The 25954-nt window shown below is 64.2% G+C and carries 20 protein-coding genes; 14 read left to right on the plus strand and 6 right to left on the minus strand.

Going from position 1 to position 25954, the window contains the following annotated elements:
* Window positions 1–284: 284 nt before the first annotated feature.
* Window positions 285–1784, plus strand: a complete 1500-nt coding sequence (glpK, locus tag B0E50_RS01390) for a glycerol kinase GlpK (protein ID WP_077439302.1) — start codon at window positions 285–287, stop codon at window positions 1782–1784.
* A 52-nt stretch (window positions 1785–1836) separates the two neighbouring features.
* Here glpK and B0E50_RS01395 read toward each other — a convergent pair whose 3' ends face one another.
* Window positions 1837–2772 (minus strand): carbohydrate kinase family protein, encoded by a 936-nt coding sequence (locus tag B0E50_RS01395; protein ID WP_077439303.1) that lies wholly within the window; start codon window positions 2770–2772, stop codon window positions 1837–1839.
* Between the two features lie 273 nt (window positions 2773–3045).
* Here B0E50_RS01395 and B0E50_RS01400 point away from each other — a divergent pair, with 273 nt between their 5' ends.
* From B0E50_RS01400 to B0E50_RS01455, 12 genes are all read left to right on the plus strand, one after another.
* Window positions 3046–4092: a rod shape-determining protein gene (locus B0E50_RS01400; protein WP_077439304.1), complete on the plus strand. Its 1047-nt coding sequence runs from the start codon at window positions 3046–3048 to the stop codon at window positions 4090–4092.
* A 9-nt stretch (window positions 4093–4101) separates the two neighbouring features.
* A complete protein-coding gene (gene mreC, locus B0E50_RS01405) occupies window positions 4102–5103 on the plus strand; it encodes a rod shape-determining protein MreC (RefSeq protein ID WP_077439305.1) in 1002 nt (333 codons plus the stop codon).
* Window positions 5100–5585, plus strand: a complete 486-nt coding sequence (gene mreD, locus B0E50_RS01410; protein ID WP_077439306.1) for a rod shape-determining protein MreD — start codon at window positions 5100–5102, stop codon at window positions 5583–5585. Before mreC ends, mreD begins: the two co-directional genes overlap by 4 nt.
* A 16-nt stretch (window positions 5586–5601) precedes the next feature.
* A complete protein-coding gene (gene mrdA, locus B0E50_RS01415) occupies window positions 5602–7590 on the plus strand; it encodes a penicillin-binding protein 2 (RefSeq protein WP_077439307.1) in 1989 nt (662 codons plus the stop codon).
* Window positions 7587–8702 (plus strand): rod shape-determining protein RodA, encoded by a 1116-nt coding sequence (rodA, locus tag B0E50_RS01420; protein ID WP_077439308.1) that lies wholly within the window; start codon window positions 7587–7589, stop codon window positions 8700–8702. Before mrdA ends, rodA begins: the two co-directional genes overlap by 4 nt.
* Window positions 8703–8811: 109 nt before the next feature.
* Window positions 8812–9822, plus strand: coding sequence for a lytic murein transglycosylase B (mltB, locus tag B0E50_RS01425; RefSeq protein ID WP_077439309.1), 1011 nt, complete (start codon window positions 8812–8814; stop codon window positions 9820–9822).
* A complete protein-coding gene (locus B0E50_RS01430) occupies window positions 9819–10736 on the plus strand; it encodes a septal ring lytic transglycosylase RlpA family protein (protein ID WP_077439310.1) in 918 nt (305 codons plus the stop codon). Before mltB ends, B0E50_RS01430 begins: the two co-directional genes overlap by 4 nt.
* 73 nt (window positions 10737–10809) lie before the next feature.
* Window positions 10810–12090, plus strand: a complete 1281-nt coding sequence (locus tag B0E50_RS01435; protein WP_077439311.1) for a D-alanyl-D-alanine carboxypeptidase family protein — start codon at window positions 10810–10812, stop codon at window positions 12088–12090.
* Entirely contained in the window at window positions 12090–12380 is a 291-nt protein-coding gene (locus tag B0E50_RS01440; protein WP_077439312.1) for a DUF493 family protein, read from the plus strand. The genes B0E50_RS01435 and B0E50_RS01440 overlap by 1 nt, the downstream gene beginning before the upstream one ends.
* 47 nt (window positions 12381–12427) lie before the next feature.
* Window positions 12428–13096, plus strand: coding sequence for a lipoyl(octanoyl) transferase LipB (gene lipB, locus B0E50_RS01445; protein ID WP_077439313.1), 669 nt, complete (start codon window positions 12428–12430; stop codon window positions 13094–13096).
* Between the two features lie 9 nt (window positions 13097–13105).
* The gene (gene lipA, locus B0E50_RS01450) at window positions 13106–14110 is read left to right on the plus strand and encodes a lipoyl synthase (RefSeq protein ID WP_077439314.1); all 1005 of its coding nucleotides are present in this window, start codon (window positions 13106–13108) and stop codon (window positions 14108–14110) included.
* 8 nt (window positions 14111–14118) lie between these two features.
* The gene (locus B0E50_RS01455) at window positions 14119–16371 is read left to right on the plus strand and encodes a carboxy terminal-processing peptidase (protein ID WP_077439315.1); all 2253 of its coding nucleotides are present in this window, start codon (window positions 14119–14121) and stop codon (window positions 16369–16371) included.
* Window positions 16372–16434: 63 nt separating this feature from the next.
* Here the strand turns inward: B0E50_RS01455 and B0E50_RS01460 are convergent, their stop codons facing one another.
* A complete protein-coding gene (locus B0E50_RS01460; RefSeq protein ID WP_077439316.1) occupies window positions 16435–18297 on the minus strand; it encodes a sulfotransferase family protein in 1863 nt (620 codons plus the stop codon).
* 100 nt (window positions 18298–18397) lie between these two features.
* Window positions 18398–21328: a TonB-dependent receptor gene (locus tag B0E50_RS01465; RefSeq protein ID WP_254427137.1), complete on the minus strand. Its 2931-nt coding sequence runs from the start codon at window positions 21326–21328 to the stop codon at window positions 18398–18400.
* Between the two features lie 438 nt (window positions 21329–21766).
* Between B0E50_RS01465 and B0E50_RS01470 the strand changes: the two genes are divergently transcribed.
* Window positions 21767–22384: a DUF4126 domain-containing protein gene (locus B0E50_RS01470; protein ID WP_077439317.1), complete on the plus strand. Its 618-nt coding sequence runs from the start codon at window positions 21767–21769 to the stop codon at window positions 22382–22384.
* On the opposite strand, the gene B0E50_RS01475 is transcribed toward B0E50_RS01470, so the two are convergent.
* The 3 genes from B0E50_RS01475 to B0E50_RS01485 form a co-directional block, all read right to left on the minus strand.
* The gene (locus B0E50_RS01475) at window positions 22372–23751 is read right to left on the minus strand and encodes a leucyl aminopeptidase family protein (protein WP_077439318.1); all 1380 of its coding nucleotides are present in this window, start codon (window positions 23749–23751) and stop codon (window positions 22372–22374) included. The genes B0E50_RS01470 and B0E50_RS01475 overlap by 13 nt on opposite strands.
* A gap of 88 nt (window positions 23752–23839) precedes the next feature.
* Complete coding sequence (locus B0E50_RS01480) at window positions 23840–24538, minus strand: HAD family hydrolase (RefSeq protein WP_077439319.1); 699 nt, start codon at window positions 24536–24538, stop codon at window positions 23840–23842.
* A gap of 12 nt (window positions 24539–24550) precedes the next feature.
* Window positions 24551–25768 carry a substrate-binding domain-containing protein gene (locus B0E50_RS01485; RefSeq protein WP_077439320.1) on the minus strand — a complete coding sequence of 406 codons (1218 nt, stop codon included), beginning with the start codon at window positions 25766–25768 and terminating at the stop codon, window positions 24551–24553.
* Between the last annotated feature and the right edge of the window lie 186 nt (window positions 25769–25954).

The raw sequence follows: 25954 nt of genomic DNA on the forward strand, positions 1-25954 counted from the left end.
GCAAGAGTAGGTCACCGCCAGGGGCTTTATCCAAGAAGGCCTCCCCATCCGGGGAGGCCTTCGTCTTTGGGGGCGCTGGAAAGCGATAGCTGTCGGGATCGCACCCTGCAACAGCGGAGCCCGTCTCACGCTTTATCCTCAAACGTCCATCGGAAACGGTGGGGTTTTTTCTTGGCTGGGTGTTGCTGAGATCAAGCTCCTCGATTTGTCATGGTGGTGCTGCTGCGGCTTGTTGGTAACCTTCGGTTTCGACTCAGATACAACTCGAAGCGTGTGGTGACCACTTGGAAAAACAGTACATCCTGGCGATAGATCAGGGCACGACCAGTTCGCGTGCGATGCTGTTCGACCGCGCCGGCGGAGTGGCCGGAACGGCACAACGCGAGTTCCGGCAGATTTTCCCGCAGCCAGGCTGGGTGGAGCACGATCCGCACGAAATCCTGGTCAGCGTACTCACGACAGTTGCCGAGGTTCTGGCATCGGCACGGATCGATGCCGGCACGTTGGCTGGCATCGGCATCACCAACCAGCGCGAGACCACCGTGGTCTGGGATCGCCATACCGGTCAGCCGATATACAACGCAATCGTGTGGCAATCGCGACAGAGCCTGGCAGTCTGCGAACGACTCGAGGCGGAGGGCTATGCCCAGCTGGTGCGTGAAAAGACCGGACTGCTGATCGATGCCTACTTTTCCGGCAGCAAGATCCGCTGGATTCTCGATCGTGTTGACGGCGCACAGGCGAGAGCGGAGCGCGGGGATCTGCTGTTCGGTACGATCGACACCTGGCTGACCTGGAATCTCAGTGGCGGCCGGCTGCACGTGACCGACGTCAGCAATGCCGCACGTACGCTGCTGTTCGATATTCATCGACGTTGCTGGGACGATGAATTGCTTCGCATGCTGGATGTGCCGCGTTGCATGCTGCCGCAGGTGCATTCAAACAGCGAGATCTACGGGCACACGTCAGCGTTGCCGGGCCTTGCAGCCGGCGTGCCGATCAGTGGGGTGGCCGGCGACCAGCAGGCAGCGTTGTTCGGCCAAGCCTGCTTCGAACCCGGCATGGCCAAGAATACCTATGGCACTGGCTGTTTCATGCTGATGAACACCGGCACGCAGGCGGTGCTTTCGCGGCATGGCCTGCTCACCACGATCGCATGGGAACTGGACGGCAAACTCGAGTACGCACTGGAAGGCAGCATCTTCGTTGCCGGTTCGGTGGTGCAATGGCTGCGCGATGGTCTGCGCATGCTGGAACAGGCCTGCGACTCACAGGCCATGGCGCACAGTGTGTCGTCCACGGATGGTGTCTATCTGGTGCCGGCTTTCGTCGGACTGGGTGCGCCGTACTGGCGCAGTGACGTGCGTGGCGCGATGTTCGGTCTGTCACGGGGTACCACGAAAGAGCACGTGGTGCGTGCCGCGCTCGAATCGATGGCCTACCAGTCGCGCGACGTGCTTGCCGCGATGGAAGCAGATGCCGGCATTCCGCTGAAGGAGCTGCGTGCGGATGGCGGCGCCATTGCGAACGACTTCATGGCGCAATTCCAGAGCGACATGCTCGGTGTGCCGGTGCTGCGTCCGCGTGTGGCGGAAACCACGGCGCTGGGCGCTGCCTATCTGGCGGGGCTGGCGGTGGGCTTCTGGGAGAGTCGGGCGCAGATCGCCGGACTCTGGCAGATGGATCGCTGTTTCCGCCCGGCGATGGACGAATCGGTCCGAGAGCGGCTTTACCGGGGCTGGCAGGACGCGGTGAGCGCGACGATGGGCTTTCGCATCGAATGATGCGGCGAGACCTCGCAGGAGGTCTCGCCGTGGGTAATCGGTAGCGCGGTGGTCAATCCAGCGCGTAGCCGAACTGGTCGAGGAACTCCGCAGCGAACTCGGCATAGCTGAAACGCTGATTCTGGGTGCCGGGATGTTCGACCTTCAACGCACCCATCAGCGAGGCCATGCGGCCCACGGTGGGCCAGTCCTTGCCGTGCATGATGCCGAAGATCATGCCTGCGCGATAAGCGTCGCCGCAGCCGGTCGGGTCGACGACCTGACGCTCGCGTGCCGGCGGGATCTCGTGTATCTCGTTGCCGACGTGGATGATCGATCCACGCGGTCCCTGGGTCACAATGTACGCCGTCACGCGTTCCGAGATCTCGGCGGCGCTCCAGCCGGTGCGCGCCTGAAGCAGCTGCGATTCGTAGTCGTTGACGATCACATAAGTCGACTTGTCGATCATCGCGCGGAATTCGTCGCCGCTGAACAACGGCATCGCCTGGCCAGGATCGAAGATGAACGGTACGTCGCGTTCGGCGAATTCGGCCACATGCTGCAGCATCGCCTCGCGGCCATCGGGCGCGACGATCGCAAAATCGATCTGCGGAATGTCGCGCACATGGTTTTCCTGTGCACTGGACATGGCGCCCGGATGGAAGGCGGTGATCTGGTTGTTGTCCAGATCGGTGGTGATGAAGCATTGCGGCGTGAACTGATCGTCGAATTCGCGCACGCAGTCGAGCCGGATGCCGCATTGCTCCATGTGCTTGCGATATGGCGCGAAGTCCTGGCCCACAGCCGCTACCGGCAGCGGATCACCACCGAGCAGTCTGAGGTTGTAGGCGATGTTGCCCGCGCAACCACCGAACTCGCGACGCATCCGTGGCACCAGGAACGACACATTCAGGATGTGCATCTGATCAGGCAGGATGTGGTTCTTGAACTGGTCCTGGAACACCATGATGGTGTCGTAGGCCAGCGATCCGCAGATGACGGCAGGCATGATGTGCGAGAGCCCCGGGCAAGGTGAAAGGTCGCGACAGCCGCGTTCGGCCCGAAGCCGAACCGGTAGTTCCGGCCAAAGGGTGGAATCGTACCGTCATCTGCTTGCGTTGGCGACTTCTTGCGCCGTCGCACAGTTCATCCGGACACGTCGAAAATGCGCATATCGTCGTGTTGTAGAAGGGTTTCTTAACGTTTTTGTCCTTGCGCATGCGGGCCACGCTGACTAGACTGGCGAGCTTACTTTTTAGCCAAGCCGACCCACGGCGGACCCATGTTCAAGAAGTTTCGCGGGATCTTTTCCAACGACATCTCCATCGACCTCGGCACGGCCAACACGCTGATCTATGTACGCGGCCAAGGCATCGTGCTGAATGAACCGTCCGTGGTGGCGATTCGTCAGGATCGTGGTCCCGCCGGTCCGCGCAGGATCGAGGCCGTCGGCGGCGACGCCAAGCGCATGCTTGGCCGCACACCGGGCTCGATCATCACGATACGACCGATGAAGGACGGCGTGATCGCCGACTTCACCATGACCGAGGCGATGCTGCAGCACTTCATAAAGCAGGTGCACAAGTCGCGCTTCCTGCGGCCGAGTCCGCGCGTGCTGGTTTGCGTGCCGTGCGGTTCGACGCAGGTCGAGCGCCGTGCGATCAAGGAATCGGCCGAGGGCGCCGGCGCGCGCGACGTGTTCCTGATCGAGGAGCCGATGGCCGCGGCGATCGGTGCCGGCATCCCGGTGCACGAGGCACGTGGCGCGATGGTGCTGGACATCGGTGGCGGCACCTCCGAAGTGGCGGTGATCTCGCTCAACGGCATTGTCTACTCGCAGTCGGTGCGCGTCGGTGGCGACCGTTTCGACGAGGCGATCATCAACTATGTGCGCCGCAACCACGGCACCCTGATCGGCGAGTCCACCGCCGAGCGAATCAAGCTCGAGATCGGCTGTGCCTTCCCGCAGACGAACGTGAAGGAAATCGAGATCTCCGGCCGCAACCTCGCCGAAGGTGTGCCGCGCATGTTCACGATCAACTCCAACGAAATCCTCGAGGCGCTGCACGAGCCGCTCGCCGGCATCGTGGCCGCGGTCAAGTCGGCACTGGAGCAGACCCCGCCGGAACTGTGTTCCGACGTCGCCGAGCGTGGCATCGTGCTGACCGGCGGTGGCGCGTTGCTGCGTGATCTGGATCGTCTGATCTCGGAGGAAACCGGCCTGCACGTGCAGGTGGCGGATGACCCGCTCACCTGTGTGGCACGTGGCGGCGGCAAGGCGCTGGAGCTGATCGATCAGCACGGCAGCGATTTCTTCGCACCAGAGTAAGGCCGGACCATGGCGCGCGCGCGCGATGAGTCCTCGCCACTGTTTGCCGGCAATGCGGCTGGCACGTTACGGCTGATTTTCTATCTTGCATTGGCCATGGTGCTGATGGTGCTCGACCAGCGCAATGGCTGGCTGTGGCGGCTGCGCTATGGCGCGGCGGCCGTGGTGGAGCCGGTATACCGACTCGCCGGTCTGCCGGCGGCTAGCGTACGCACCCTGAGCGTGGCCTTCGCCGATCGCCAGCGTCTGACCGAGCAGAACCAGCGCCTGCGCGAGGATCTGTTGCTGGCCAATGCCAAGTTGAACCGCATGTCTGCAGTGGCCGAACAGAATCAGCACCTGAAGGAACTGCTCGATACCCAGCACAGTCTCGAGTTGAACGTGCAACTGGCTCACGTGATCGACGTGGACCTGGGTGCCTACCGTTACCGGCTGACTTTGAACCTGGGTGCGCGTGATGGCGTGAAGCCGGGCCAGCCAGTGATCGACGCGCATGGCGTGATGGGGCAGATCAAGGAGGTCCTGCCGACCACGTCGGTGGTGATGCTGGTGACCGATCCGGCCCATGCCGTTCCGGTGGTGATCGAGCGCTCCGGTCTGCGCACGGTGGCCTACGGCTCGCGCGATGGCGGCCAGCTGACGCTGCCGAACATTCCGCTTGCCGCGGATGTGCGTGTCGGTGACCGTCTGTTGACCTCCGGGCTTGGCGGGCGCTTCCCGTCCGGCTTTCCGGTCGGCGAGATCACGGCGGTGGCACCGGCGGTCACGGGCATGTTCCTGATGGCGCAGGCGCGGCCGGCAGCAGATATCGATCGCAGCGAGGATGTACTGCTGCTGCATGATCAGGCCGAGCCGGATGGTCCGCCGGCACCGGTGAAGCCGATGGGGCCGCCGCGCGACCTGGCGCCACCCGCAGCCGAGGCGCCGATCACGCCAGCGAGCAAGGCCGGTGCGCTTCCTGCAGCCACCCAGTTGCCGACGCCGGCAACGAGCGGCGGGGTACCGCGATGAACCGGCAGCGCCTGAGCCTGTGGTGGTTTGTCGGCACGCTGGTGTTTGCGTTGCTGTCGATGCTGGTGCCGCTGCCCAACGTGCTGGAACCGTTCAAGCCGTACTGGCCGGCCCTGTTCCTGCTGTACTGGTCGCTTGAATCGGAGGATCGGGTCACGCTGGGACTGGCCTTCGTGATCGGATTGGGTGCGGATCTGCTCAATGGCGTGGTGCTGGGTGAGCAGGCGTTGCGTCTGTGCGCACTGGTGTTCATCGCGTTGCGCTTTCGCTCGCGGCTGCGCTTCTTCCCGATGTGGCAGCAGACTCTCGCCGTACTGGCCCTGCTATTGAACGACCGCATCCTGCTGCTGATCGTGCGCATGCTGGCAGGTGGAATGCTGCCACCTGCCAGCTGGTGGATTTCGCCGTTCGTCGGTGCGGCGCTGTGGCCGTTCCTGTTCCTGCTGCTCGATGACCTGCGCATGCGTCTGCGGATTCAATGAGACATGAACCAGTGACATGAGGATACGGCGTTCGATCAAGGACACCCGTGGCGAAGGAGCCTTGTTCCGGCGCCGCGCGCTGGCGGGTTTCGTGCTGATCCTGCTGGGATTGTGCGTGCTGGTCAGTCGCTTCCACTTCCTGCAGGTGACGCGCCATGACGAGTTCGCCATCCGCTCGACCAACAACAGCGTCAAGCCGCGAGTGATCCCGCCGGCGCGCGGGTTGATCTACGACCGCAACGGCGTGCTGCTGGCCGACAATGTGCCGGCGTTCCGTCTCGAGGTGATACCCGACAAGATCAGCGACATGCCGGCCCTGCTGGCCGAGCTTGGCAAGGTGGTGCCGCTGGGGCAGGACGACCTGGACGCGTTCCGGAAGCAGCTCAAGCAGAGCCGGCGCTTCGACAGCGTGCCGTTGAAGATGCGCCTGACCGAGGACGAGATCGATCGCTTCGCAGTGAACCGCTGGCGTTTCCCCGGCGTGGATGTGGTGCCTTACCTGACCCGGCGCTATCCGCTGGGCGCGCTGTTTGCGCATGTGGTGGGCTATGTCAGTCGCATCGATGCCGATGATCTCGACCGGCTCGACCCGATCCGTTACAAGGGCACCAGCCATGTCGGCCGCACCGGTCTCGAGCGATCCTACGAGGATATGCTGCACGGTACGCCGGGCTACGAACTGGACGAGGTGAATGCCGATGGGCGCATCCAGCAGGTGCTGGAAACGCATCCGCCCATACCCGGCAGGAATCTGTACCTGAGCATCGATGCGCGCATCCAGAAGGCCGCCGAGGCGGCCTTCGACGGCAGGCCTGGTGCCGCCGTGGCGATCGATCCGCGCAATGGCCAGGTGTTGGCAATGGTCAGTGTCCCCGCATTCGATCCCAATCTGTTCGTCAATGGCATCAGCCAGGCCGATTACAGTGCGTTGACCAATGATCCGGCCAAGCCGCTGGTCAACCGTGCGCTGAAAGGTGTCTATCCGCCCGGCTCGACGGTGAAGCCGCTGCTCGCGCTGGGCGGACTCGAAGATGGTGTACGCAAGCCTGGGGACACGGTGTTGTCCACGGGCCAGTTCTGTCTGCCAGGACATGCGCGTTGCTATCGCGACGATGAGCGCTATGGCAATGGCACGGTGAACATGGTGCGGGCGATCGAATTGTCGACCAATACCTATTTCTACAAGCTGGCGCTGGATCTGGGCATCGACCGATTGAGTGAATGGATGAGCCGCTTCAGTTTCGGTGGCAAGACCGGCATCGATCTGGTCGGTGAATCCGAAGGCATCCTGCCCTCGCGCGAATGGAAAGCCGCCCATTACAAGGTCCCCTGGTTCCCTGGTGACACGGTGATTTCAGGCATCGGTCAGGGTTTCTGGGCGGTGACTCCCTTGCAGCTCGGGCATGCGGTGGCCACGCTGGCGGGGCATGGCGTGCCCTACCAGCCACGGCTGGTGATGGCCACCAAGGCCGTTACCGAAGCACAACCACAGCCGCTGGCCAATCCGGCCGCCGGCCCATCGTTGATCAGCAAGGACTCCAACTGGGACGTGATCAACGAAGGCATGCGCGCGGTGATTACCGGGGGCACCGGCAAGGGCTTGAACAACGGTTTTCCGTATCTGATTGCCGGCAAGAGCGGTACCGCCGAGCGCTTTTCGCGCACGACGGAGGCATACAACACCAACAAGAACTCCGCCTACCTGGCGGCACGCCATCGCGCATGGTTCGAGGCCTACACGCCGACGGATGATCCGCAAATCGCTGCTGCTGTTGTCCTTGAATCGGGAGCATGGGGCGCGCAGGATGCCGGGCCGATCGTGCGCAAGATTTTCGATGCGTGGGTGGTGTATGCCAAGGGTGGTCCGCCGCCGGTGGATGTGCCGTTGCCCAAACCGGGGGCGCCGCCGGGCAATGCGGCGCCCGATCAGGCGGCTCCCGCTCAATCGGTTCCTGCCGAAGACGTTCCGGCAGACGCATCCAGCAGCGACGGGGCGACACCATGATCGAAACCATGCACGTCCGCTTGAGTCGTTTCCTGCGCCGCACGCTTACCCGGCCGCGGATCGATCTGCCGCTGGCCCTCGGCTTGTTCGCACTGGCGACGGTGGGTCTGATCACGCTCTATAGCGCCGGCGATGAAAACATGGCGCTGGTCGGTGGCCAGGCCGGGCGCTTCGTGCTGGGTGCCGCGCTGCTGCTGCTGATCTCGCGCATCCCGCCATCGGTATTGCGCAACTGGACGCCATGGCTGTACGCCGGCAGCACGGCCTTGCTGGTGGTGGTGGCGGTATTGGGCGAGGGGCGCGGTGCCGATCGTTGGCTCAATCTGGGCGTGATGCGATTCCAGCCGTCCGAATTGCTCAAGCTGACCATGCCGATGATGGTGGCCTGGTATCTACACCCGCGCCAGCTGCCACCGAAGTGGAAGGATATCGCCGTGGTCGGCGTGCTGATTGCGATACCTGCCGCCTTGATCGCCAAGCAACCGGATCTGGGCACGGCGTTGCTGGTCTCCGCGGCCGGCGCGTTCGCGCTGTTCCTGTCCGGCATGGCGTGGTGGCGCATCGGTCTGCTGGTCGGCGCCGTCGGCGGCATGATTCCGGTCGGCTGGCATTTCCTGCATCAGTACCAGCGCGATCGCGTGCTGACCCTGCTCAACCCGGAATCCGATCCGCTCGGCAACGGCTGGCACATCATCCAGTCGCAGATCGCGGTGGGCTCCGGCGGCGTGTTCGGCAAGGGCTGGCAGCACAGTACGCAATCGCGGCTGGACTTCCTGCCCGAGCACACCACCGACTTCATCTTCGCGGTGTTTTCCGAGGAGTTCGGCCTGATCGGCGTGATCGGCATCATGCTGCTGTACGCCTTCATCATCGGCCGTTGCCTGTGGATCGCGATGGAGGCGCGCGATACCTACTCGCGCCTGCTCGCCGGTGCGATCGGCATGAGCTTCTTCGTGTATGTCTTCGTCAACGGAGGCATGGTCGCCGGCATGCTGCCGGTGGTCGGCGTGCCGATGCCGATGATCAGTTATGGCGGCACCTCGGCGGTGTCGCTGCTGGTGGGCTTCGGCGTGCTGATGTCGATCCACGCCAACCGCAAGACGCACGAATGAACGTGATGCCATCTGTCGTTCAGCGGATGACCCGCTGCAGAACAGGTCCGCAGCGACGTGCGTGTTAGGCTTTCGACGAAGCCGCCATCACTGCCAGCGAAGCCTCTTCATGACCGTCCCTTCCGTGCCATGTCCGGTCCGTTTCCTTGCCACCCTGGGCCTGTGCTGGCTGGGCCTGCTGGCCCCGGCCATGGCCGACACCCATCCCGGCCAGGCCGAGCTGGTGAGCGAGGTGGCACGCGATACCGGCAAGGATCCGCAGGCGCTGAATGCACTGCTCGATGGCGCGAAGAGACAGCAGAGCATCCTCGATGCGATCAGTCGCCCGGCCGAGGGCAAACCGTGGAAGGACTACCGGCCGATCTTCGTCACTGACCAGCGGGTCAACGACGGCATCGCGTTCTATCTCGCGCATCGTGACCTGGTCGAGCGCATCGGCCGCCAGTACGGCGTGGCGCCGGAATACATCGTCGCCATCATCGGTGTGGAAACCAGCTACGGCAGGATCACCGGCAAGTACAAGGTGATCGATGCCCTGGTCACGCTGGGCCTGTACTACCCGCCGCGTGCCACGTTCTTCCGCAGCGAGTTGAAAACCCTGCTGGAGCTGCCCGACAACCATCTGGCCGGGCCGCTCGATACGCTTACCGGCTCGTACGCCGGCGCGCAGGGATGGGGCCAGTTCATGCCGTCGAGCATTCGCGATTACGGCGTGGATGCGGATGGCGACGGCCATATCGACCTGCAGAACTCGTTGCCGGACATCCTGGCCAGTGTCGCCAACTACTTTGCGAAGCACGGCTGGGTCAACGGTGGCCCGGTAGCGGCATGGGCGCAGCCGGATGCGGCCGCAAAGCCGATCACGGTGAAGGACTCCACGCCGCAATGGCCGCTGGAACAGCTTGAGGCGTGGGGATACACGCCGCTGCAGCCGATGAATCCGGGGCGGCCAAGCAGCCTGCAGAAGCTTGATGGCGTCTACGGGCCGGAATACTGGTTCACCTTCCAGAATTTCTACGTGATCACCCGTTACAACCGCAGTCCGTTGTACGCGATGGCCGTCAACCAGCTGGCACAGGAAATCATTTCCGGCGTGCACCAAGCGGATCAGGCCCGATGAAGAAAAGCGGCTGTGCTGCGGCGATGCTGCTGGTCGTGCTGCTGGCCGGTTGCAGTGGTACGAAGACGCGGCCTGCGGCACCCGGCACATTGCGCAGTTATGGTCACGCATCGTCGGGATCGAGCGCTGCCGGCAGCACGCCATTCAACGATGACATCAGCCGATCCCAGGACAGTCGTTATCGCGACAGCAGCGACAGCGTGCCGGGCGGGCCACCACCGGACATCAGCAAGCTGGTCGAGCCGGTACCGAAGGTCGAGCCGCGCGCACTGTACGGCAACAAGTCACCCTACAGCGTGCTCGGGCAGACCTATCGCGTGCTGCCCAGCGCGCGTGGTTACGACGAACGTGGCATTGCCTCGTTCTACGGCAACAAGTTCCATGGCTACAAGACCTCCAGCCTGGAAACCTACGACATGTACGCGTTCACCGCGGCCAGCAAGACCTTGCCGTTGCCCAGCTATGCGCGGGTCACCAACCTGCAGAACGGCAAGAGCGTGATCGTGCGGGTCAACGATCGCGGCCCGTTCCACGAGGACCGGGTGATCGACCTGTCGTATGCGGCGGCGGTGAAGATCGGCATCTGGCCCAAGGGCACCGGGCTGGTCGAGGTGCGCGGCATCGATCCGGGCGAACCGGCGTCGGAACTGCCGCCGCCCGCCGTGGTCACAGACGCACACCCGGGCATCTACCTGCAGGTCGGTGCGTTTTCCGATGCGGACAATGCCGAGCGCGTGGCCCAGCGTCTGCGCCAGGCCGGGCTGGGCACGGTGCAGGTGACCGACGCCGAAATCAACGGCCAGCATGTGCGCCGGGTCAGAGTCGGACCACTGGCGGATGTGAACAGTGCCGATCAGGTGAGCGCCCGGATCGAGGACATGGGTCTGCCTCGACCGCAGGTCGCGGTAGACTGAACGGGTTTGTTTGAACACATACACCTTGCTGGCGCCTGCCACGCCCGCATCCAAGACTGGATTGAAGACCACGATGAATTTTTTCCGCCGCACCCTGATTCCGTTTGCCGCTGCCGCCTTGCTGTTCGGTGTTGCCGTTGCCCAGACACCAACGCCGGCACCGCCGCACCCGTCGCCGGTGCCCCGCCCGGTCGTTCCTGACGCGCCGGTGCCACCGCCGCCGGACGTCGACGGCAAGGCCTGGGTGTTGATGGATTACGCCACTGGCCAGATCCTGGCCAGCAAGGAGCCTGATCTGCGCGTGGAGCCGGCTTCGATCACCAAGATCATGACCGATTACGTGATCTCGGCCGAGGTCGCCAACGGCAAGCTGCACATGACCGATCCGGTCACCATCAGCGAGAACGCGTGGCGCGGCGGTGGTGCCGGCACCGACGGTTCCACCAGCTTTCTCAAGCTCAACAGCCAGGTGCCACTGAAGGATCTGCTGTACGGCCTGATCATCCAGTCCGGCAATGACGCCGCGATCGCGCTGGCTGAACATGCCGCCGGTTCGGAGCAGGCCTTTGCCGGACTGATGAACGCGTATGCCAAGCAGCTCGGCATGGTGAACACGAACTTCGAGAATGCCTCCGGCTACCCGATCGCGAACCACTACACCACCGCGCACGACATCGCGATCCTGTCGCGCGCGCTGATCCATGATTTCCCCGAGGACTACGCGATCTCCGCGATCAAGCAGTTCGAATGGAACGGCATCAAGCAGGGCAACCGCAACACGCTGCTGTGGCGTGACCCGAGCGTGGACGGCATCAAGACCGGCCATACCGCGGCCGCCGGTTTCTGTCTCGCGGCATCGGCCAAGCAGGGCCAGTCGCGCATGATCGCGATCGTGATGGGTGCCAGCAGCGAGAAGGCGCGTGCCGATTCGGCGATGGCCCTGCTCAACTACGGCTTCCGCTTCTACGAGACGCACAAGCTGTATGACGCCGGCAAGCCGCAGGCCACGCCGCGGCTGTGGAAGGGCGTAGCGAACCAGTTGCCGATCGGCGTCGCCGAGGACGTGCTGGTTACCGTCAAGCGCGGCGAGTACGACCAGCTCAAGGCCACCATGGATATTCCGGCCACGCTGATCGCGCCGTTCACCAAGGGCCAGCAGGTCGGTACCTTGCGCGTCACGCTGGCCGGCCAGCCGGTGCAGACGGTGCCGTTGATCGCGCTGGACGCTGCACCGCAGGGCGGTTTCTTCTCGCGCCTGTGGGACAGCATCATGCTGTGGTTCCACAGCAGCAAGGGCAGCAGCGAACAGGCTCCGACTCCCTCACAGGCTCCGAGTGCCCCGGGTACGAAGTAATGCAACCGATCGACTTCAGCAAGGCCACGCAGGACGGCAAGGGTTTCCAGTTTCCCGGTGAGTTCGAGATCACCGCGGTCGGCAGCGCCAGCGCGAACCTGCCGACCCATGTGCCGCAGCTGCTGGAGCGCGCCGGCCTGCGTGTGCTGCACGAGAGCGTGCGGCACCGGCATTCCGGGGCCGGCAATTTCGTTTCGGTGACGGTGAGCTTCCACTGCGACAATCGCGAGCAGTACGAGGCGGCGCATGTCGCGTTGCGCGCCAGCCCGGACATCCGTTACACGATGTAGCCCCTCCGCAGGCGCGCTCCTGCGATCCCCTGTCTCAAGGTTCCGCCATGTCGTTGCCGTTGAAAATCCGTCGCCTTGGCCGCCAGCCCTATGAGCCGGTGTGGCGGGCGATGAGCGCGTTCACCGACAACCGCACGGCGGATACGGTCGACGAGCTATGGTTGCTGGAACACGATCCGGTGTTCACCCTGGGCCAGGCCGGCAAGCTGGAGCATGTGCTGGCGCCGGGCGATATCCCGGTGGTGCCGGTCGATCGCGGCGGTCAGGTGACCTATCACGGGCCGGGCCAGATCGTCGGTTATCCGTTGATCGACCTGCGTCGTGCCGGTGTGGGCGTGCGCGAGCTGGTCAACCGGATCGAGCAGTCGATCATCGATACGCTGGCGCACTGGAGCATCGGTGCGGAACGGCTGGAAGGGGCCCCGGGTGTCTACGTCGGCGGCGCCAAGGTGGCGGCGCTGGGGTTGCGCGTGCGTCGCGGCTGCAGTTTCCACGGCCTGGCCCTCGACGTGAACATGGACCTGGAACCGTTTCATCGCATCAACCCTTGCGGTTACAAGGGTTTGGCGGTCACGCAAATGGTAGACTTGGGCGGCCCGTCGCAGTTGGCCACGGTCGAGGACGTGCTGGTGGAGGAGTTCTGCCGCCAGTTCGACTTCGTTGCCGAGCCAGCTGCACCCTTGATCCCCGAACTCCCCGCTCGCGCAGCGGTCTGAGCTGTCTACATGAGCGAAACGTCCGCATCTCCGTCCAAGGTCATCCCGATCAGTGTCGTTGCCAACGTTCCCGAGAAACTGCAGGGCAACGACAAGATCGCGCTGAACCGCGCCGGTTTCGACACGACCGTGCCGACCCTGCGCAAGCCGAGCTGGATCCGCGTGCGCCTGCCGCAGGGCAACGCCGTGCAGCAGCTGAAGGCGCGCCTGCGCGAGAACGCGCTGGTGACGGTGTGCGAAGAGGCCTCGTGTCCGAACATCCACGAGTGCTTCAGCAAGGGCACCGCCACCTTCATGATCCTCGGTGAGGTATGCACTCGCCGCTGCTCGTTCTGCGATGTGGCGCATGGCCGCCCGGCCGCACCCGATCCACTGGAACCGGCGCGCCTGGCCGAGACGATCCGCGACATGCGCCTGAAGTACGTGGTGATCACTTCGGTCGATCGCGACGACCTGCGCGATGGCGGTGCGGAACATTTCGCCGCGTGCATTCGCGCGACGCGTCATGCCAGCCCGAACATCAGAATCGAGATCCTCACGCCTGATTTCCGCGGCAAGGGTCGCATGGAGCGCGCGCTGGAAGTGCTCAAGGATTTCCCGCCGGACGTGTTCAACCACAACCTGGAAACCGTGCCGCACCTGTATCGCGAAGTGCGGCCGGGCGCGGACTACCAGTGGTCGCTGGACCTGCTCAAGCGCTTCAAGGCGCAGCATCCGCAGGTGCCGACCAAGTCCGGCATCATGCTGGGACTGGGTGAAACCCTGGAGCAGGTGCTCGAGACGATGCGCGATTTACGCGCCCATGACGTCGAGATGATCACCATCGGCCAGTATCTGCAGCCCACGCCGCACCATCATCCGGTGGTGCGCTACTGGACTCCCGAAGAATTCGATGCACTGCGCGAAGCCGGTGAGGCGATGGGTTTCCATCACGTCGCCTCCGGTCCGCTGGTGCGTTCGTCCTATCACGCCGACCTGCAGGCCCATGCAGCCGGTGTCACCGAGTCAGCCTGAGAACCTACATGAAATTTCGCCCCGCGCTGGTGTTCCTGCTTGCCTTCACTGCGACCTGTGTCTTTGCACAGTCGGCCGCCGATCTCGGTGCCGGCAGCGGCCGCAAGGCGGCCAGCTGGCCGCTCAAGCCCACCACTACCGAAGCGCAGGCCGCACAGCTGTCGGCGCGCTTCCTGACCCGCTTCCACTACGACGCGCAGCCGCTCGACGATGCGATGTCGGCGCGGATCTACAAGGCCTATTTCAAGCTGCTCGATGGCGAGAAGGTGTTCTTCACCCAGGCCGACATGGCCGGGTTCGCGCCGCTGAAGACCCAGCTCGACGATGCCATCTGGAACCAGGATCTGACGGCGCCGTTCACGATCTTCAATGCCTACGTGCAGCGCGCCGTCGAGCGCATGAACTACGCGCGCGGCCTGCTCAAGCAGGGCTTCGATTTTTCCGCCAATGAGAACTACACGTTCGATCGCAAGGATGCCGACTGGCCGAAGGGCCAGGCGGCGCTGGACGACCTGTGGCGCAAGCGGACCATGAACGACTGGCTGCGTCTGAAGCTCGCCGGCAAGGATGACGCCGAGATCCGCAAGACGCTGGACAAGCGCTACGCCGGTTACATCGAACGGGTGAAGCAGCTCGACAGCGAGGACGCGTTCCAGACCTTCATGACCGCATACGCCGAGACCACCGATCCGCACACCGATTACCTCGGGCCACGCGCGGCGGAGAACTTCGACATCGCGATGAAGCTCTCGCTGGAAGGCATCGGCGCGGTGCTCCAGGCACGTGACGACTACACCCAGATCCGTGAGCTGGTGCCGGCCGGACCGGCCGGCAAGTCGGGCAAGATCCATGTCGGCGATCTCGTCGTCGGCGTCGGCCAGGGTGACAACGGCCCGATCACCGACGTGATCGGCTGGCGCCTGGACGACGTGGTCAACCGCATCCGCGGCAAGAAGGACACCACCGTGCGGCTGGAAATCATTCCGGCCGATGCCGGCGTGGACGGCAAGCACGAGATCGTCAGCCTGGTGCGCCAGAAGGTCAGCATCGAGGAGCAGGCGGCGAAGAAGAAGATCATCGACATCAAGGATGGCGATGTCAGCCGCAAGATCGGCGTGATCGACCTGCCCACGTTCTATTCCGATTTCGGTGCGCGCAGCGAGGGCGACAAGGACTTCAAGAGCGCCACCCGAGACGTCGCCAAGCTGCTCGGCGAGCTGAAGGCTGAAGGCGTGCAGGGTGTGATCGTGGACCTGCGCAACAACGGCGGTGGCTCACTGGCCGAGGCCATCTCCATGACCGGACTGTTCATCGACAAGGGGCCGGTGGTGCAGGTACGCGATTCCAAGGGGCACGTCGAAGTGCAGGGCGACGATGATCCGGGCATGGCGTGGAGCGGCCCGCTGGCCGTGCTGGTCAACCGTGGTTCGGCCTCGGCCTCGGAAATCTTCGCCGCGGCGATCCAGGATTACCATCGCGGCCTGATCATCGGCGAGCCCACCTTTGGCAAGGGCACCGTGCAGAACCTGGTCGATCTCGACCGCTTCACCAGCGGCGACAGCGAGAAGCCGCAGTTCGGCGAGCTGAAGATGACCATCCAGGAATTCTTCCGCATCAATGGCGGCTCCACCCAGCTGAAGGGCGTGACGCCGGATATCGAGTTCCCGCAGAACGGTGACGCCAAGGACTTCGGCGAGTCGACCTATGATAACGCGCTGAAGTGGACGCAGATCGCGCCGGCCGACTACCAGCCGGTGGCCAATCTCAATGCCTATCTGCCGCAGCTGCAGACCATGCATGAGCAGCGCGCGGCGAAGTCGCCGGCATGGAAGCTGATGCTGGACGAACTGGCGCAGTACAAGATCATGCGCGACAAGACTTCGGTTTCGCTGAACCTCGCCACGCGCGAGGCCGAGCGCAAGCAGCAGGATGCGCTGCAGACCGAATTCCGTGACAGGCACAAGGCCATCGACGGCACCGACGCCGCGCTGAGCGACGACGACAGTGCGCTGGACGATGGTCTCGATGCGAACGAGCGCAGCCTGAAGAGCGAGCTCAAGCAGGAAAAGGATGCCAAGAAGGCGAAGGACGTGGAGCTCAACGAAACCGCGCACATCCTGTTCGATGCGCTCGGCCTGATCAAGACTGATCCGAGGCTTGCTGTCCAGGTGCTGCCGTATGGCGGCAAGTACTCCGACGTGGCGGCGGTGAAGCCCGCGATACCCGTGACGGCTCCTGTAGTGCCGACAGCCACGCATTGAGTGCTGCCGGTACCCGCAGATAAAAAAGCAGCGCATTCGCGCTGCTTTTTTTATTCGGCACCCTTATGCCGTGTAGCCGAGACGTTCGATCAAGGGGCGCAGGATCGGCAGCACGGGTTCGAAGCGATGCCGATAGGCATGCCAGCGGTTGACCGCGCGCGGATGAATGCCCTGCGTGACCTGGGCATAGCTGGGCGTGCTGATGAAGCCCTTGTTGCGCGCATGCTCGGAGAAGCGCGCCATCGGCGAGGCATCGGCGATGTCGAGGAACTGTCCCAGCTGCGCGACGTGATCGTCGAAATGGCTGACGACGGACTCATAGCGCCATTCCAGTACGTGCGGCGCGAGTGCATCGACCTGCCGCTGCCACTGCTCGAAGGCCTGCACGTAACCCTGCGCCAGACGTTGCAGCGACGAACACAGCACCATGAAGGCCGGTGAACGAAACGGCTGCATGTAGCAGCTCAGCAGCACGTCGCAAGGGTGACGCAGGCACAGGATGATGCGCGCCTCGGGGAACAGCCGCCTGATCATCGGCAGGCACAGCATGTTGAGCGGATTCTTGTCCACCAGCCTGCGTTGTCCCCGATCCGGGAGTACGTGATCGACCCGGCGGAAATAGACGGCGCGCAACTGATCGGCTTCCATCGGGGTCAGGCTGGCCAGATCCTCGGGATAGCGCTGGCCGACCAGTTCCATGCCCTCGATCAGCTCATGTACAAAGGCACGCTCGTCCATCGAGCGGAAATCCGGATGGGCATCGAGCATCTGTTCCAGCAAGGTGGTACCGGAACGCGGAAAGCCGACCACGAATAGCGGGCTTTGACGTGCGGAAGGCGAGGGCAGCGGATGCCAGGATTCGTAGTCAGCCCGACTGACGACGCGGCTGGCCATTTGCAGCGGCTGGCTGTCTGGTGCCAGCAGTTCCGGCAGCACATCCCGCGCGATATCCAGTTGTGCCGCATGCGCGACTTGCAGAGCCTGCCATGCCTCGTCGGGTTGGCCTTGCTTGTCACACGCTGCGGCGAGGCCAAAGGCGGCGCCGGCCCGGCTCTGGTCGTCAATGGCGAGCGCGAGTACGCGCTGGTACAGCGCGCCGGCGCCGGCATGGTCAGCCGCGCGCATGGCCAGTGCGGCATGAATGCTCCAGCCTTCTGCGCGTGCGTACTGTGCCTCGGGCGGCAGCAGGTCGAGCGTACTCAGTGGCAGCTTGCGCAACTCCTCCTGCGCAAGTTCGAGCCGATTGCTTCTTTCGTGCAAGGCGGTCCGTTGCGTGGCAAGACGCAGCCGCATGATGTCGGCCGCAGGGCCGGCAGGGAGTTCCGCGCGTGCCAGCGTGTGCAGTGCGGCATCCAGGTCGCCCTGGACGGCCAGCATCGCGGCCAGGAGCAGGGCCTGCTCGGCGGGTTGCGGTGGCCAGTCGACGGCGCCGGCCAGCATCGCCTCCTGGCTGCTGTTGTCGCCGCAGACATGACAGGCATGCGCGGCCTGCAACCGCGCCTCGATGAAGTGCGGCAAGAGCTCCACGGCATCCATCAGGGTCTCCCGGGCCGGCAGCCAGCGTCGCTGCTGGATGTAGAGCAGTCCCAGGTTGTAGAGCACCTCGGCATCATCCGGCGCCAGCGACCGTGCGGTCATGAAGGCTTGTTCAGAGGCCAGAGTGTCGCCCGACTGCCGACAGGCAAGCGCAAGATTGTTCCAGTACGCGGAGACATCCGGCCGTATCTGAGTCAGTCGACGGAACGCTGCCACCGCCTGTTCATGGCGGTGGGACGCCTGCTGCGCCAGGCCAAGCCAGAACAGGATGCTTTCATCCGCGTCGTCGTCTTCTTGCGCCTGCGCCGCGAGCGCGACCACGTGCTCCATCTCGCCGGCGTGGTAGGCGGCGGCCATGGCGTTGGCGAGATCGCTGGGTGGGGTAGGCATGCTTCTCGATCGATCGTCTGCTCGGTTCCATTATGCAAGAGGGCCGCGAGACTATCTCGCGGCCCTCTTGCAGCGTGACGCTTTGCAGTGTGGTCAGGTGTCAGAGCTTGAACGTGGCACGCAGCCAGTAATAGCGTCCCATCGTGTCGTAGGTGGCAGTGTCCACGTTGTAGTTCAGGCCGTTCTGGTAGACCAGCGGTGGAGCCTTGTTGGTCAAGTTGTCCACGCCGAAGTCGAGCCGGGTATGCCACGACGGGATCGCATAACCGAGCTGGATCGAGTGATAGATCACCGAACCCATCGGCGCATTTGCCCCGGTGACGACGTCAGCGTTGAGGTTGGTCAGATGGTTGATGTAGCGCGATTGCCACTGCGCACTCCAGTTGCCCCTCTCCCAGTTCAGTGTGAGGGTGCCGCGCCAGCGTGCGAGGTTGCCGAACTGTTGGGTATAGGTGCCGGCGTAATCGATCGTTTTTGCGCCAGGCTGGCCCGGGGCGGAATCGTTCTTGTAGGTGGAGGTATAGGTGGTGGAGAAACCCGCCTTGAAGTTGCCGGGGTCGACGCTGCCCAGGTCGAAGTGCGGGAGCTTGTAGTTCAGCGTGAAGTCGACGCCGCTGGTGCTCAGGTTGCCCAGGTTGACCACCGGCGTGTTGATGACCTTCACCTGTCCCGGTTGCAGGGTGGAGGTATCGTAGCGACTGATCAACGAACAGTACGGGCTGCTGTTGTTGGCGAAGCAGGCATTGACCACGGTCGATGCGGCGATCGGCGTCAGCAGATCGCTCAGGTAGATGTGCCAGAAGTCGACGCTGGTGGACACACCTTCTGCCCAGCTGGGGTCATAGACCATGCCGAGGTCGATCGATTTGCCCTGTTCCGGTTTGAGCGTGTTGCCGACCGTGCTGGCACCCGAGTAGTAGGTGTTGACCTGCGCCGGCGAATTACCCGCCCAGTTGACCGGAACGTACTGGCAGGCGGCGGTATGCTGCGCGAGCTCGGCGGCCGAGAGATGGGCGCAGGGATCGGTCAGGGTCGGCTGGACCAGGGTCACGCCATCGTGGAGTTCATCCAGGTTGGGCGCGCGGAACACCTGGGATATCGTGCCGCGGACCAGCAGGTCGGCGATCGGCTTCCATTCGACCGCGATCTTCTTGTTGGTGGTGGTGCCGGAGGTGCTGTAGTCGGAAGCGCGGATACCCACGTCGACGTTCAACGAATATGCCCATGGCTGCTGCGAGAGCAGCGGGATCAGCGATTCGGCATAGAGTTCCTTGACGTTGTCGCTGCCCCGGCCGGGCGAGCCGCAGGCCTCCTGCAGTACCTCGCAGGTGCCGGTGGTGAGGTTGAGGACGGCGTCGGGAGTGACCGTGTAGTTCATCGATTGCTGGCGATACAGGGCGCCGGCGGCCAGCTGGATGGCACCTGCCGGCAGATCCCACAATTCGCCATTGGCGTTGAACTGGACCTGCTTGGTGGTGTTGGTATACACGTATTCCGGCGTGTCCACGCCATTCCGCAACGCGGCCGACACGGTTGGATCGGCCTGGTTGAAGATGTTCACGCCGCTGTTGATCGCGTTCTGGAAGTCGGCGATGTTGACTTCGTTGTAATCGCGCTGCACGCGGTTGGAGTAGCCATAGTCGAACGAGGCGTCCCAGGCCCAGCTGCTCTGGCCGAATGCGCCGCGCAGGCCGGAGTTCACCTGCACGTTCTTGGTATCGAAGGTGTGCAGGCGGGTACCGAGGCCGGTCAGCCGGGTGTTGAACTGATAGCCACTGTTCGCGACGCCGGGGATCGGATTCGCGCTGAACGTGACGCCGAACGGATTGATCGGATTGCTGGCAAGGACGTACCAGCCATCGCCGACGCTGGTCGGCGCCGGTGCATCCTGGCCGCTCGACTGGGTGTGGTTGAAGAACGCATCGGTGAAGAAGGTCAGGTTGTCGGCCAGCTTGTAGCTGCCGAGCACAAAGGCATCGGTGCGTTGCTGCTGGGTCTGGATGTAGTTGTAGGCGTTGTAGTTGTAGGCATCCGGGGCGCCGCGGTCGCAGCGGTAGTCGCTCACGCTCGAACCGTTGCCCCCTGCCAGGGTGATGTACTGCGTCGGGCAGGTGCCTGCCGCGTTGGCGGCGATCGACGCGGGCGTCTGGATCTTGCCGGTCGGGATGGTGCTGGAGCCGGCCGGCGACGCCACGCCGCTCGACAGATAAAGCTGGTGTGCGGAGTATTTGCGCTGAGTGGCCAGCACGGCGTCGTACTTGTTGTAGTTGAGGCCGCCGACGATGTTGAAGTTGTCGCCGCTCGCGCCAGCGGTCAGGCTGATGCCGTGCCGCTGGCCGTCGCCATGGCCGGAAATGCCGTCGTTGATGCTGGCTTCGGCACCCTGGTAGTCCTTGCGCAGGATGAAGTTGACCACGCCGCCGATGGCGTCGGAGCCGTAAACCGTCGAGGCGCCTTCGGCCAGCACGTCGACCCGATCGATCATGTTCTGCGGGATCATGTTCACATCGGCATTCGCCATGCGCTGGCCGTCGATCAGCACCAGCGTGCGGTCGACGCCCAGGCCACGCAACGAGATGCGCGATGCACCGTCGCCACCTTCCAGCAAGGGGCTGGCGACGCCGCCGCCGTTACTGTTGTTCTGAGGGTTGGTCGCGGCGCCCGAGATGCTGGGTAGCGCCTGCAGCACGTTGCCGAGGACCGGGCTGCCGTTGTTGCTGATCGCGGTGCGGTCCACCGTCACCACCGGGCTGGACGTCTCGGCGTCGACGCGGCGGATCAGCGAACCGGTGACGACCACTGCTTTCAGGGTCTTTGCCTTGTCCGTCGTCGCCGGAGCCGTGGTCTGGTCGGTGGCGGAAGATGTCGACTGTGGTGCCTCGCCGGAAGCGGAGGGAGTCGCGTTGGTGCCTGGCTGGCTATCTGCGGGCTGACCTTGTGCAAATGCCGCGGTCGCCCCGAATGACATGGTGGCGAAGAGTGCGCTGGAAAGTGCCAGCGCTAGCCGGTTGTGAGGCAGTACACGATGCATGAAATTCTCCCCGATCTCTGATTGATGATGGCGGAATATTCATGGTGGCGGCGCTTCTCCGGCAGATACATCCAAACGAGCGCTTCAATGCGACCCTCTCCCAAGGGTACCCCTGCCACCATGATCCGGTGCTGTGAGCTACTGCAATTGCAAACGCGGTGATCCGTCATTCCTCCCATGGCATGTTGGCTGCATGGTGCTGGACGATGGTTGATACAGTCGAAGGAAAGCACGGATCGGCTAGCAGCATCACACGGGACCGTTGAAAAAAACAGCGTCACGGCAGTGTTTTTCGATAGCCGTCGCGCTTGCGCGATATTTTCTTGCAGGTTGCACCATGGCACCGTACCCGCACCTCGACGGCTGGCGGCAAGGCTGGACAGACCACGGGATCGCGCGTAAACACGGTTTGCAGCCGGCCCCGCACGGAGGATCCGCATGGACATGTTGCCGAACGTCGCACTCGCCGGTGGGCTGGCCTGGGCCAGTGGCATCCGACTCTATGCCACGATCTTCGTGGCCGGCATGCTGGGCCGGTTCGGCTACGTGCACCTGCCGGACGGCCTGCTGCCGCTGACCGATACCTGGGTGCTGGCCGTGTCCGGCGTGCTGATGCTGTGCGAATTCCTGGCCGACAAGGTGCCGGCCTTCGACAGCGCCTGGGATGCGATCCACACCTTCATCCGCATCCCGCTCGGCACCCTGCTCGCATGGGGGGTGTTCAAGGATTCCGGTGCCGGCACGCAGCTGGCGGCGGCCTTGCTTGGTGGTGCCCTGGTCGCCGGCACGCATCTGACCAAGGCCGGCACGCGGGCCTTGATCAACACGTCGCCTGAACCTTTCAGCAACTGGGGCGCCAGCGCGGGCGAGGACGTTGGCTGGCTCGGTGCGATGTACCTGATGTGGCGGCACCCGCTGGTGTTGCTGGTCCTGCTCGGACTGTTCGTGCTGCTGATGTGCTGGATGCTGCCGCGGATCGTGCGCGGACTGCGCACGTTGCGACAGCGCTTGCAGCGCCTGCGTCTGACGCTGTCCGGCGACGCTCAGCCGCGATAGCGCTGCTGCAGGAAGGCGAACAGCGCGCGCAGGCCCATCGCCTCGCCACCGCGTGGCCGGCCCGGACGATCGCTGTCGTTCCAGGCATAGGTGTCCAGATGCAGCCACGGCGTGCCGTCCGGCACGAAGCGTTCCAGGTACAGCGCCGCGGTGATCGCACCGGCATGCCGCGAGGGGCCGGCATTGGCGAAGTCGGCCAGGTAGGAATCAAGCATCCGGCGGTACGGACGCCACAGCGGCAACCGCCACAGCGGATCGTTGACTGCATGACCGGCGGCCAGTGCGGTCGCGGCGACAGTCTCGTCGTTGGTGAACAGCGCCGGCAGGTCCGGCCCCAGCGCCACGCGCGCGGCGCCGGTGAGCGTGGCGAAATCGACAATCAGTTCCGGCTGCTGCTCGGCGCCGTAGGCCAGCGCATCGCACAGCACCAGCCGCCCTTCGGCGTCGGTGTTGTCGATCTCGACGGTGTGGCCGGCGCGGGTGGTGATCACTTCGCCCGGACGCATCGCGTTGCCGGCCACCGCATTCTCCACCGCCGGAACCAGCAGGGTCAGGCGCACCGGCAGCTTCGCCTGCATGATCAATCCGGCCAGCGCGATGGCGTGCGCGGCGCCGCCCATGTCCTTCTTCATCCAGCGCATGCCGTCGGAGGATTTCAGGTCGAGGCCGCCGGTGTCGAAGCACACGCCCTTGCCGATCACCACCAGTTTCGGATGGCTGGCCTTGCCCCAGTTCAGTTCGACCAGGCGCGGTGCGCGATGGCTGGCACGGCCGACGGCATGAATGGTCGGAAAGTTGGCCTTTAGCAATTCGTCGCCAACCCATTCGCGCACCTTGGCCTTGTGTGTCTTGCCCAGCTGCTTGATCGCATGGGCAAGCTGCTGCGGCCCCATGTCCTCGGTCGGTGTGTTGACCAGGTCGCGTACCTGGCCGGTGGCCTGCACCAGGGGAGCCAGCTGCTGCAGCTCGGCGGCGGACACGGCAAGCCGCGCCGGTGCGCGCTTCGGCTGGCGATAACGGATGAACTGATAGGCGCCCAGCGCCCAGCCGAGTGCGGCCTGGGCGGTATCGGCCAGCACGCCTTCGGCGGCGAGATGGTAGCTCGCATCGGGCAGGCTGCATGGCAGCGCAGCCAGCGCGCCAAGCGCATCGTGCGCATCGACGCCGGCCAGCACGCGTACCAGCTTGCCGCCGGCATCGGACAGCAACGCAAAGGTGCCCGGGGCAGCCTCGAAGCCGCTGTCGCTCAGCCAGCGACGTTGCGCGGCGGTAAGTCGCCGACGCGTGGCCGCGTAGTGCGCCGCGTCGGTGGTCTCGATGGCGATGCTGTGGCGGTTGCCGGGCTGGCGTTCGATCAGGGCGGACATGCGGAATCCTTCAGGCGTGCAGGTGCGGTATGTCATGCGACTGCGTGACAGTCGATCGGCAATGATCGCGCGTTTTGCCGTGCGCTGCCTATGGTGGCTGCTGTGCTTCGAGCCAGTCGGCGAGCGTGGCCAGATCGGGCAGGTCCAGCTCAGGCGGTGCGCCCAGTTCGTTCGGCCAGGATTCGCCATTGCGGTTGATCCACGCCGTGCGCAGGCCTGCATCGCGTGCACCGGCCACATCCATCACCGGGTCGTCGCCCACGTGCAGTATCTGCGCAGGCAGCACGCCGAGCTGTTCGGCGGCAGCCAGAAAGATGCGCGGATCGGGCTTGGCCACGCCACTGTCTCGCGCGCAGATGTGGTGGGCGAAATGAGTATGGATGCCGATGCGCTGCAGGTCGGCGTTGCCGTTGGTCAGGCTCGCCAGCGGCCAGCGCGCGGTGATGCGTTCGAGTGCGGGCAGGCTGTCCGGATACAGCTCCACGCTGTTGCGTGCGGCGAAGTAGATTTCCCACAACGCATCCACTGGCGCCGCGACGATGCCGCAGCTGGTGAATACGTGCTCAAGGGTGAGCTGGCGCTGGGTGGTGAAGTCATGCGCCAAGTCGAGCCGTTCGGCGGCGACCCGGGCGCGCAATTCGCGCATGGCCGCAACCGGCCATGCGCGTGCGACATCGGGATAGTGCTGCTGCAGCCACGCGTCGACCGCCAGGTCGGCGCGTTCCAGGGCCGGCAGCACCGGCCACAGGGTGTCGTCCAGATCCAGCGTCAGCGCGAGTATCTGCACGACACCGCTTGCTCAGTGGTCGCTGACGCGGAGTACCTGGCCGAGCTTGATCTGGTCGCCCTTGAGGTGGTTCCACTCGCGCAATTGGGCCACGGTGACGGTATTGTTCTTCGCAATCAACGACAAGGTATCGCCCTTGACCACGGTATACGTGGCGCCGGCCTTGCTCTCGTTGCTGGCCACCTTGCTGGCGGTGTCCGGTTCACTGACCTTGGCGGCACTCGCGACGGCGTGGCTGCTCGTGGCGGGAGCCGGCGCCGCAGCCATCGTGCTTGGCGTGGTGACGATGTGACCTGGCCGCACACCCAGCTCGGCAAAGATCTGGTTGCTGCGCGCGTCCTCCATCGAGGCCAGGGCGATACCGTCCTGATACGGCAGCACCGCGTGCACGCGCATCGCGGCCTTGGCGGCATCGGTTTGCAGGAAGTCGATGAAGGCCTGGACCTGGACGGCCTTCGGGCTGCGCGGATTGGTCACCAGGTAGACCGGGGTGTACAGCAGATAGGTGCCATTGCCGATGCTGGTGGCGTTCGGTGCGATGCCGTTGATCGCCACGGCCTTGAGCTTGGGATTGCCGCTGATGTCGGCCAGTGTGGCTGCACCCAGACCGTTCGGGTTGAGCTCGATACCTTCCTCGAGCTTGTGCGTATTGACGTACAGACGTGGTGCGGCGACCGGCTGGTTGCCGCGTCCGAACAGCAGGTTGCGCAGGCTGTATTCCACGCCGTCGCCAGGGCTGGCCACCGCGTAGACATCGATCGGCGTGTTGTTGCCACCGACCTCGCTCCAGTTGGTGATCTTGCCGTAGTAGATGTCGTGCACCTGCTTCAGCGTGAGGCTGCGCACCGGATTGGAGGCATTGGTGATGATCACCAGCGCATCCCAGGCCACCGGAGTGAACGCGAGGTTGGTGTTTTCCGCGCTGCCGTCGCTGGCGCGCAGGCTACCGGCCAGATCGGCGGTGCCGATGGATACCGCATCGATGCCCGAGGCCGTGTTGAATGGCTGCAGCTCGAGATTGCCCTTGCCGCTCTTCTGCCAGGCGAGCGCCACTTCGTCGACGACACCGGTGGCCGTGGCCACATCGCCGCGCCAGATCAGGGTGGGGCCTTTCGCTGGAGTGGACTTGGCGTGCGTGCGCGGGTGGGTCTTGGCGGCGAACGCGGGTGCCGTGATGAAGCAGGCCCCGATCAGGGCGACGGACAGCAGGCGGGTAAGACGAACAGACATGGTGTTGGGGAACCCCGGCGTGATTTGAGTACGGTGAAGACGCGAGTATGTCGCCTTGTGGGCTTTCATACGTGAATGCAGCAGGGTATTTCATCGGCCTGAATACAAAACATCAAGCACTTTCATGTGTTTGCGCCGGGATATGCGGTCAGGTTGTGCGCCGGCGCACGCCAGTGGCCGGTCCGT

The organism is Rhodanobacter sp. C01 (assembly GCF_002001045.1).
GTDB lineage: Bacteria > Pseudomonadota > Gammaproteobacteria > Xanthomonadales > Rhodanobacteraceae > Rhodanobacter.

Coding starts and splice junctions, on each gene's coding strand:
- B0E50_RS01395 (WP_077439303.1), bottom strand. CDS start 2,772: ATGCCTGCCGTCATCTGCGGATCGCTGGCCTACGACACCATCATGGTG.
- B0E50_RS01400 (WP_077439304.1), top strand. CDS start 3,046: ATGTTCAAGAAGTTTCGCGGGATCTTTTCCAACGACATCTCCATCGAC.
- mreC (WP_077439305.1), top strand. CDS start 4,102: ATGGCGCGCGCGCGCGATGAGTCCTCGCCACTGTTTGCCGGCAATGCG.
- mreD (WP_077439306.1), top strand. CDS start 5,100: ATGAACCGGCAGCGCCTGAGCCTGTGGTGGTTTGTCGGCACGCTGGTG.
- mrdA (WP_077439307.1), top strand. CDS start 5,602: ATGAGGATACGGCGTTCGATCAAGGACACCCGTGGCGAAGGAGCCTTG.
- rodA (WP_077439308.1), top strand. CDS start 7,587: ATGATCGAAACCATGCACGTCCGCTTGAGTCGTTTCCTGCGCCGCACG.
- mltB (WP_077439309.1), top strand. CDS start 8,812: ATGACCGTCCCTTCCGTGCCATGTCCGGTCCGTTTCCTTGCCACCCTG.
- B0E50_RS01430 (WP_077439310.1), top strand. CDS start 9,819: ATGAAGAAAAGCGGCTGTGCTGCGGCGATGCTGCTGGTCGTGCTGCTG.
- B0E50_RS01435 (WP_077439311.1), top strand. CDS start 10,810: ATGAATTTTTTCCGCCGCACCCTGATTCCGTTTGCCGCTGCCGCCTTG.
- B0E50_RS01440 (WP_077439312.1), top strand. CDS start 12,090: ATGCAACCGATCGACTTCAGCAAGGCCACGCAGGACGGCAAGGGTTTC.
- lipB (WP_077439313.1), top strand. CDS start 12,428: ATGTCGTTGCCGTTGAAAATCCGTCGCCTTGGCCGCCAGCCCTATGAG.
- lipA (WP_077439314.1), top strand. CDS start 13,106: ATGAGCGAAACGTCCGCATCTCCGTCCAAGGTCATCCCGATCAGTGTC.
- B0E50_RS01455 (WP_077439315.1), top strand. CDS start 14,119: ATGAAATTTCGCCCCGCGCTGGTGTTCCTGCTTGCCTTCACTGCGACC.
- B0E50_RS01460 (WP_077439316.1), bottom strand. CDS start 18,297: ATGCCTACCCCACCCAGCGATCTCGCCAACGCCATGGCCGCCGCCTAC.
- B0E50_RS01465 (WP_254427137.1), bottom strand. CDS start 21,328: ATGCATCGTGTACTGCCTCACAACCGGCTAGCGCTGGCACTTTCCAGC.
- B0E50_RS01470 (WP_077439317.1), top strand. CDS start 21,767: ATGGACATGTTGCCGAACGTCGCACTCGCCGGTGGGCTGGCCTGGGCC.
- B0E50_RS01475 (WP_077439318.1), bottom strand. CDS start 23,751: ATGTCCGCCCTGATCGAACGCCAGCCCGGCAACCGCCACAGCATCGCC.
- B0E50_RS01485 (WP_077439320.1), bottom strand. CDS start 25,768: ATGTCTGTTCGTCTTACCCGCCTGCTGTCCGTCGCCCTGATCGGGGCC.